At 67.3% G+C, this 8,039-nt stretch carries 7 protein-coding genes and 1 pseudogene; 3 read left to right on the plus strand and 5 right to left on the minus strand.

Features of this window, described 5'->3' with window-relative positions; genetic code table 11:
* The 3 genes from ACFYXM_RS36565 to ACFYXM_RS36575 form a co-directional block, all read right to left on the minus strand.
* Positions 1–291 (minus strand): DEAD/DEAH box helicase family protein (locus tag ACFYXM_RS36565; RefSeq protein ID WP_389296107.1); only part of this gene is annotated, 291 nt, incomplete at its 3' end.
* A gap of 842 nt (positions 292–1,133) precedes the next feature.
* Positions 1,134–2,591: an SsgA family sporulation/cell division regulator gene (locus ACFYXM_RS36570; protein ID WP_389296109.1), complete on the minus strand. Its 1,458-nt coding sequence runs from the start codon at positions 2,589–2,591 to the stop codon at positions 1,134–1,136.
* A gap of 20 nt (positions 2,592–2,611) precedes the next feature.
* Positions 2,612–3,457: a hypothetical protein gene (locus tag ACFYXM_RS36575; protein ID WP_351636033.1), complete on the minus strand. Its 846-nt coding sequence runs from the start codon at positions 3,455–3,457 to the stop codon at positions 2,612–2,614.
* Positions 3,458–3,679: 222 nt separating this feature from the next.
* Here ACFYXM_RS36575 and ACFYXM_RS36580 point away from each other — a divergent pair, with 222 nt between their 5' ends.
* Positions 3,680–3,874 carry a hypothetical protein gene (locus ACFYXM_RS36580; protein ID WP_389296111.1) on the plus strand — a complete coding sequence of 65 codons (195 nt, stop codon included), beginning with the start codon at positions 3,680–3,682 and terminating at the stop codon, positions 3,872–3,874.
* A 495-nt stretch (positions 3,875–4,369) separates the two neighbouring features.
* The gene (locus ACFYXM_RS36585; protein WP_389296114.1) at positions 4,370–4,573 is read left to right on the plus strand and encodes a hypothetical protein; all 204 of its coding nucleotides are present in this window, start codon (positions 4,370–4,372) and stop codon (positions 4,571–4,573) included.
* Between the two features lie 213 nt (positions 4,574–4,786).
* Here the strand turns inward: ACFYXM_RS36585 and ACFYXM_RS36590 are convergent, their stop codons facing one another.
* Together ACFYXM_RS36590 and ACFYXM_RS36595 are read right to left on the minus strand one after the other, a co-directional pair.
* Complete coding sequence (locus tag ACFYXM_RS36590; protein ID WP_389296116.1) at positions 4,787–5,320, minus strand: hypothetical protein; 534 nt, start codon at positions 5,318–5,320, stop codon at positions 4,787–4,789.
* Between the two features lie 8 nt (positions 5,321–5,328).
* A pseudogene (locus tag ACFYXM_RS36595) lies at positions 5,329–5,643 on the minus strand (transposase); the annotation flags it as partial.
* A gap of 498 nt (positions 5,644–6,141) precedes the next feature.
* Between ACFYXM_RS36595 and ACFYXM_RS36600 the strand changes: the two are divergent.
* Positions 6,142–7,944, plus strand: coding sequence for a multicopper oxidase family protein (locus ACFYXM_RS36600; protein ID WP_389296117.1), 1,803 nt, complete (start codon positions 6,142–6,144; stop codon positions 7,942–7,944).
* Positions 7,945–8,039: the final 95 nt, after the last annotated feature.

An 8,039-nucleotide genomic window follows, 5' to 3' on the forward strand; every position in this document is an offset into this window, starting at 1 on the left:
AGAGGAAACCGCCATCAACGACTCACGGCGCCCATCCGCACGGGCCGCAGCCACCCACTGACCAATCAAATCCAGCCCCGGCACCGCAACCAGGAGATAACGGACATCGAGAACTTCTGCTGCACGTAGCGCGGTCAGGGTCTTCCCGGTCCCGCAGGCGGAGACGATGTGCCCTCGCGTACCCGGGTTCTTCAGATGCCGCACCGCGGACTCCACCGCGCGTTGCTGATCCGCACGCGGTGTACGACGGGCCGGGGCGGGTGGGCTGTCGTGGCTTGGGCCGGTGGTCATCGAAAGGGTTCCTCAAGGGACGTGGCTGATCGGAGTCAGTTGTGCGGCCAGTGGATTCCTTGTCCGCCGCCTCTGATCGCACGCCACTCGGAGACGGGACCCGGCCGGCGGCGGCATAGATCCAGCCCTTGCGGTGGTAGACGCGGTTGAGGAGCGTGTCGAGGACGTGCCAGTCGGCGTGATGCCCGCAAGCGCCGCACCGGTTCGGGTTGAAGCTGCGGCCCCGCTGCCAGGCCGGCCGGTCGTGCAGCTGTGCTGCAACGTCTGCCGTGTCGCTGTTCGGTGCTGCCAGGATGCGGCGCGACATGGCGACGGCTTCGGGGTGGTGGTGAACTTCTCGGCGCGTGGCCAGTATGACGGCAGCAGTCCGAACACCCACCACAGGGAGAAAGAGCACCGTTCGCATGGCGCCCCGTATGCCAGAACGTCCACTTGCAGTGAGCTCACCGGGTCGCCCCCTTACATGGTGATCCTGGCATATCGCGTCCTGGTGCCGGGCTGGCTCTTCGTTCTCTCGGAGGGTGAGCAGGTGGGTCTTGAGGGGCGCGTGCCGGGCCGACTGTGCCGTATGCGGGGTGCTGGCCGGCGTCGTTGGTGGGGGCGATGTCTGCGTGAGTTGGGTGCCAGCGACAAAGTTCAGGGGGACGAGAGTGCGGAGTGGGATTGCGGGGTGCTGGCGCAGACAGTCGAGCACCCGTCGGAGTGCGCGCGGTCGGTCCATCCAACGCCTTGGCTCAGCAGGTGTTGTCACACCGTGGTTGAGCATCAGCCGGATGGGGAGCGTGAGTCGACTTACGCTCCCCATCCGCTGGCCAGGGGGCAGTTGCTTCCTGTTCCAACCGTCAGTCACGCCCGCCGGGCCGGGCAAGCTCTCCTACGGTCGCCTCGAAGGAATCCATCATGGGCTGCAGGTAGGAGTGTTCGAGTCCGTATTGGACGAGCCTGCCGGCCGCTTCGACGAATGCGCGTACATCGTGCTCGGCGGCAGAGAGCAGGGCTTTGCCCTCGGGCGATGCCAGCCGGATGAAAACCCGCACTTGCTGCCGCGGTTCTTTCTCCGGCCGAACGATCACATCGCCCAGCCCGGCCTCTTTCTGCAGTCCGTCCCTGAGCAGGTCTCTGGAGAAGGTCCAGACGGTCTCGTTGCCGCTGCCTACTCCGAACCGCGCTTCGACGGCGTAGGGGTCACAGACGCGATACGTGAGGCGCGTGCGCACCGGTTGCGTGAGTGCCTCGTGTTCCTCCGGATGGATCCGCATCGGCACATCAGCATGCAGGGTGCGTACGCCATCGACGATGGTGATCCACTGCCGTGCTCTGCGTTGTGTCCGCGCAAGCACGTCCGGCGTGGCGGTTCGAGCCGTTGGAGGCTTCGTCTGCGCATTGCGGTCTCGCAAGAGTTGCTGTGCCGCGATGCCAGCTGGCAAGTGGAGCCCGCTTGCAGTTCTCGGATACGCCGAAGGGGCAAGGCGCGCTACGTGCAGGCGCGGTGGCGCAATTCTGCGAACGAGCAGGCTCGTGGCGGAATCAAGGTTCACATCACGCGTCGGGTCGAGGGCAGGCTGAAAGTACGCCTGAAGGTCGGCCCAGGATCGCCCTGCCTGCTGCAGCATCGAAGACAGCGCGGATGTCATCTCGCCGCGTGTCCGCTCGCTCGCAGTGTCAGTCAATGCATACCAAAGCAGCCCTCCACCAGTGGACCACCGTCCTCCTTCGCACGGTTCGAGTGAACCCGGTGCGAGCTGCCGTCTCTCCAGGAGACCTGCTACTTGGTGCGGTCCGCCGCCGGTGCTGGAGGTGTGCCACGCCGTCAGCGGATCGCGCAGGGGGTATGGCGGCAGTGAGGCGAGCAGGAAGCCGCGGGTGCAGAGGGCCCGCAGGTCGTCGGCTTCCCACCGGCCACGTCCTGGCGGCGCCATGTGCTGCGTCAGGACCGCATAACTGCTGGACTGCGATCCGTGCAGCTCCCGCAAGGCGGCAGCGAACGAGTACTCGCCGCGATCGCCGGACGGAAGAGGGCGGAGTGCACGACGAGGCCTCAAGGCCGCCCGGGGAAGAGGGCGCGCCTGCGACGCGCTTTCGCCGGGGATTCTTCCGGACGGGTCTGGCTCGTGCTCCTGCGCTGCCTTCGCGTCGGGGCGGGCCTCGGGTCGGGCCTGCTGCTGGTCGACAGCTTGTGCCATCCGGCACCGGGTCGCCGGAGGGATCGGCTCGGTCTCCGCCAGGACATGCGGTGCACCGAGACTGGATGCGTCGAGTAGCGCGCCGAAGTCGTCGGTCGTCACGGCGAGGTGATCCATGGGTTCGTCCTTCCGGACGGTCATCGTGCTCCCCCTTCCCCAAGGCCGGGCGTGTCGGCGAGGTCGGCGAGGATGCGGGCCCGGAGTCGGCCGATGCGGCCTTCCAGAGCCTTTTCCGTCAGCCCTACCTCCGCGGCGGCTTGCTGCTGGGTGTAGCCCTGGGCGCGCAGGGCCAGTCCCTTGCGGACCTTGGTATCAGTGATGTACGGGAGGATGCGCTTGATTTCGTCGTGGGTGGCTGCGGCGTAGAAGGGGTCGGTGGCGCGCTGGTCAGGGATTTCCCGCGCCACGCTCTCGTTGTCGGCCGTGGGGAGATCCAGCTCCAACTGCCCGATCTGCCGGACTCGGAACCACCGGGTGTAGACGGTGCGGAAGGAACGGATGGAGGCACCGACGAAGTAGGTGCTCAGGCTGGCTCCGCCGATGGGGTTCCACCTGCCGCGGACAAGGCCGTGCTCGTGGAAGAGGTCGAGGCCGGCGATGACGGTGTCGGTAGCGACTTCGATACGGTCGTCCGCGTTCCAGTCGGGCGTGGTCATGTGGGCAGGCACGGGGCGGCCGACCCGCCGGGCGCGCTCGAAGATCTCGCCGCTCGCGGTCCACTTGCTGACGGTTCGCCAGCTGTAGTCCATCAGGCGGGCCGTGACCGTCTGGTAGCGGGGTCCCTGGAAGTCGTCGGCGCGCAGGATGTCGACAATACGCGCGTCGGCCTGCAGCCGTGCCGCACGAGCGACGCTGTTCTCCGAGGTGGGGCCGGCAAGGGTGTGCTCCAGGCTCAGCAGCTCCTCGGAGCTGAGCTCCTTAAGCTCCACGTCCTCCTGCAGCAGTGCTTGGGGAGCACGCCCCTGGCACGTCTCATCCGGCACACTCGCTCCCTTGCGTCTCTGCCGCCCATGTGGGCCCCTTTCCAGCCTGACGCGGATGTCATAGGCATCACCGGCCGCTCTCCCCTCGCTCACCCCGGAAGAAATTTGCGTGACTCACGTCACAGGGAGTTGGGCGAGGGGACAAGTGCCGCCGCCCGCTAAAGCATCCACACCAGCCATCCGGCAGCGGGTGAAACCAGCACCTTGGAAATGGAGTTCACAGTGAGTCAGCACACCAACGGCAACCAGCCACTGCTCGCCCTGCGCAGCGCAATGGTGCTGCTGCTCGGCGTCCTCATCGGCGTCGCAGCGGGCGTCCTCACCTACCTGTCCGAGCACTCCCTGCCGGCCGCGGCACTCGCCGCCGGCGCCGGCTTCGGCGCGGGCGTGCTCTTCTTCCAGGCCATCATCGGCTGACCTCGCTTCATCCGGGGGGTCTTGGGGGCAGCACCCACGATGGCGGTTGCTGCCCCCAAGACCCCCCGCCGCGTCACCCGCCCAACTCCCCCACCTGCCTGGACCGACCTGCAGTAGGCGGCCGGCTCCGCCTCCGGGTGCGACGCGTTCTTCTCTCTTGCGGGCGGAGGCGAGACCGGTTCCCCGGTGTGCGCAGGCAGGCTGACCGCCGATGTCGAGTCCGAAGGTGCGCGGGCACGGACACGGCCTGGTGATCGCGTGCCGGTTGCCGAGCCGGCGGCGGAGGGCAATGCGAGGAATGCAGTCCACCTTGCTGGCCCGCCCATCAACGCCCGCGCCGTCGGAACGAACACGCGCACTGGGGCCGCGGCAGCGAAGCCGTTTCGGACGTAGCAGAAGATCGTGCGCCGGCGGCGCGCTGGACGGTGGGACGGCGGCCGCCGTGGCGGGGCAGCACGCCGCCGCAGCCTCCCGTGCGGATTCCTGTTCACGGAATTGGGCGAGATCAATTCCGATGAGTACGATCAGCATCTCAAGTGGTTCGTGCACGACGAACGTGGGAACATTCCCGGCGAGGTGCGTACAGTGCTCGCCCGGCACGAGGCCGCCTCCTGGATCGCGGAACGCACTGGCCCGAAGGGTGGCAAGCACTTCAAGCTGTGCGGTATCTGCCAGCCGGAACGGCCCGATCGCGCCTAACCTGCGCCTACTGCAGGACAGAAGGTGGGGTTCGTGCGCGGTGACAGGCGGCAGATTCAGACGGCGGTACTGGGAAGCGCGGACTCGGAAGAGCCGCTGACGCTGCCGATGGAGGCGATCGAGCTGGACGCCTTCCGCCGCCACTACGAAAGCGACCACGCCCGGGCCCGGGACCGCCGCCCTCCGCTGAGGGTAGAACCCAGGCCGGGCGCGTCAGACACCGGCCGGCGCGTGCCCCGGGAGCGGCTGGCCCGGCAGCCACCACGCCGCACGCTCCGGGGTGTCGTCGTCCCACGTCTCCAACGTCTCGTTATCCCGGTGCTCGTAGCGGTGGCCCCGGCCCAGGTCGCAGTACCACCGACCGGCGCTGCCGACGTGGGTGGCCGGGCACGTCAGCTGTCCGCACAGGCGTACGCGCAGCTCGTCTTCGGCGACGGTGGAGCCCTCCACCGTCCAGGACGCCGCTTCCAGCGCCGCGACGATCACACGCACCGCAGGCAGGGTCACCTCGCGCCGCAGCCGCAGGAAACCACCGCGCCACGGGCTCTGCGCGATCGACGACGCAGCGATGGTGAACGGGTGGCCGCGCAGCGCCCGGTCCGTCAGATGCTCCACCCACTCGCGCGTCGCGGTGTGCACGTACCCCCGGCGGTGCGTGCCACCCCGAGGGCCGACCGGGTACGCGTGCAGCTGGCCGACGTCGACGTCCCGCTCCCGTCGGCCGGTGGCTGCGTCGACGATCGTCACGCGCTGGCATAGACGCGGTCCCATGGTGGGAAGTCGGCGGGCATCGCCCGCCACTTGATGCCGTTGTCCACGAGGTACCGGATCGCGTCCAGCATCGCCCGGTGGCAGTACGTCTCCGGCTGCCCGCCCCGACCGCGCATCCAGCTCGGCACCGGCAGCAGCGGCCGGACAGCAGCCCATTCCGCGTCCGTCATGTCCGACGGATAGTGACGAACACGCTCGCCACGGTCGGCCGCGTTTCCGAACCGGTGGGCGACACAATCACACGACCGGGAAGCTGAGTTGAGCTCGACCGGCGCGAGCGCGTACAACTGCAGCAACAGGGTCTCCTGGATCTCGGTCGGCTTCGCAACCCCGAGCTACCAAGAGGCCCTGCCTTCATGCCCGCGGCCAGCCGCGATCACCCGATCGAGACTCCCGTTCGACGCACAGCCCTCAAGATCGGAACGACAACAGTCACTAAGGGATTCTGGCCGTCGCTGCGCCGATTGCAGCGCGCACGTCGCCCGGTCCCGACGATCTGACGACACACCAGACATTGCACCCTTACTCACCGTGCGCACGCCTTAACATCCGGTGATGAAGCGACCAGTGCCCTCGGGCTGCAGAAGGCGGAAGAAATGATTGCACGAAGAGACCTGCTCGTAGCCGGGGCCGTCGGTGGGGCAGCCCTGGTCCTGCCAGGACCTGGTGGGGCGGTGGCTGCCCCGAACGGGACAGCGGTGGCCCCCGGGGCCAGTTCTGGCGGTAAATTCCCAATTCCCACCCTGGACCCCACGACCATCCCGAAATACGTCACCAGCCTGGTGATCCCGCCGGTGATGCCGAAGGCTCGCCACTCGCAGCGGCACGGCATCGACACGTACGTCATCGGCGTTCGACAGTTCAGCCAGCAGGTATTGCCGCCCGCTCTGCCGTCTACCACTGTGTGGGGATACGGCTCGCTCGGGGACACCAACACGTTCAATTACCCGTCGTTCACCATCGAGGCTAGGGTGGACCGGCCTGTCCGGGTCACCTGGGTGAACGACCTTATCGACGGCCAGGGCGGTTTCCTCCCGCACCTGTTGGCGGTCGACCCCACGCTGCACTGGGCGAACCCGCCGGGCGGCAAGGCCGGGCGCGATTCCCGGCCGACGTTCACCTCGACGCCGGGTCCGTATACCGGCCCCGTGCCGATCGTCACTCACCTGCACGGTGGGCATTCCACCGAGGAGAGCGACGGCTACACCGAAGCGTGGTACTTGCCACGCGCGAACAACATTCCTCCTGGATTCGCCACCGTGGGCTCGTTCTACAACGAGTTCCAGGAGAAGTTCGCCGATGCGCACGGCCTGAAGTGGAAGCCGGGTACCGCGACCTTCCAGTACGCCAACAACCAGCGGGCGGCGACCCTCTGGTTCCACGATCACACCCTGGGTCTGACCCGTCTCAACGTCTACGCCGGACCCGCCGGGTTCTATCTGCTGCGCGGCGGCGAGTGCGACCTGCCCAAGGGGGTTCTGCCCGGACCGGCGCCCGCCTTCGGCGATCCTCCGGGCACTCGGTACCACGAGATCCCCCTGGCCATCCAGGACCGCTCGTTCAACTCGGACGGCTCGCTGTTCTACCCCACGAGCCGGGAATTCTTCGACGGGTTCGCGGGTCCGTACATTCCCACCACCGATGTATCTCCCATCTGGAACCCCGAATTCTTCGCCAACACCATGGTGGTCAATGGGCGGACATGGCCAAATCTCGAGGTCGAACCGCGTCGCTACAGGCTGCGCTTCCTCAACGGATGCAATGCCCGGTTCCTGATCCTGAAGATCGCGGACAGTCCGACCACCCGGCCGGCCCAGTCGGCCGTACCGTTCTGGCAGATCGGCAACGAAGGTGGATTCCTGCCCTCGCCGGTGCAGTTGGAGCGGCTGCTGTTGGCCAACGCGGAGCGGGCCGACGTCATCGTCGACTTCACCGGGATCCCGGAAGGCACCGAGCTGTACCTCATCAACGAGGGCGCGGACGAACCCTTCGGCCGAGGCGAACCAGGCGTGGACTTCCCCGTGGCGGATCCGGCCACCACCGGGCAGGTGATGAAATTCGTGGTCGGCCCGCTGGCGAGCAAGGACAATAGTGTCCCGCCGGATCGGCTCAGGCTGCCCAAGATCAGACCACTCGGCTCGTCGAACGTCACCCGTCGGCTCTCCCTCAACGAGATGCAATCGAGCAGTCCCCAGGTGCCGCCGGGAACGCCGGTCCAGACTTTGCTCGGAACGGTCGACTCCGCCGGCAATCCGGTGTTGCTGGGCTGGGCCGACCCGGTCACGGAGAACCCAAGGCTGAACGCGACCGAAACATGGGAGCTGCACAACTTCACTGTGGACGCCCACCCGATCCACATCCACGAGGTGGCGTTCGAGGTGGTGAACCGGGAACCGTTCAACGGGTCACCCATGCCGCCGGAGAGCTGGGAGCGTGGCTTCAAGGACACCGTGATCGCCTATCCCGGAGAAATCACCCGGGTGAAGGCCCGGTTCGACCACCCTGGTCGCTTCGTCTGGCACTGCCACATCGTCGAGCACGAGGACAACGAGATGATGCGGCCGCTCCAAGTCGGAGGCAGGCGCAAGAAGGACCACTGACTGAAGTTTCCCCGTGATGTTGGACACGTGTTCGTTATGCCGCGAGGGCGTGTTGGTGCCGCTGCCTGGTCTCGGCTGGGGTCAGGTAGCCGAAG

This window comes from Streptomyces sp. NPDC002476 (genome assembly GCF_042889785.1).
Taxonomy (GTDB): Bacteria; Actinomycetota; Actinomycetes; order Streptomycetales; family Streptomycetaceae; genus Streptomyces.

Coding starts and splice junctions, on each gene's coding strand:
- ACFYXM_RS36570 (WP_389296109.1), bottom strand. CDS start 2,591: ATGGATCACCTCGCCGTGACGACCGACGACTTCGGCGCGCTACTCGAC.
- ACFYXM_RS36600 (WP_389296117.1), top strand. CDS start 6,142: ATGCCGAAGGCTCGCCACTCGCAGCGGCACGGCATCGACACGTACGTC.